Annotated in this window: 1 protein-coding gene; it reads right to left on the reverse strand. The window is 74.8% G+C overall.

Translation table 11 applies throughout. The features are described from left to right. Nucleotides 1-329, reverse strand: a 329-nt coding sequence (locus tag AC5RUJ_RS18855; protein ID WP_494156585.1) for a lyase family protein, incomplete at both ends; no start/stop codon positions are given.

The following is a 329-nucleotide window of genomic DNA, read 5'->3' on the forward strand; positions in this document are numbered from 1 at the left end:
GGCCACCCGCTCCAGCCGGACGCCGGCCTGGGCGACGCCGGAGAGCCAGTTGGCCGCCTTGAGCCCGAACGTCGACGGCAGCGAATGCTGGGTCAGGGTGCGGGCCACCGTGACGGTGGCGCGGTGTTCGTCCGCCAACCGGCCCAGGGCCGCGGCGGCGGACTTGAGGTCGGTGACGATCCCGGCCAGCGCGCGGCGGGCCATCAGCATCAGGGCGCTGTCCAGGATGTCCTGGCTGGTGGCGCCCCGGTGGATCGCCGGGACGGCGGCCGGGTCGTGCTTCCTGGTCTCCGCCCTCAGGTCGGCCAGCAGCGGGATGACCGGGTTGC

Source organism: Arthrobacter sp. Y3223164 (genome assembly GCF_059091005.1).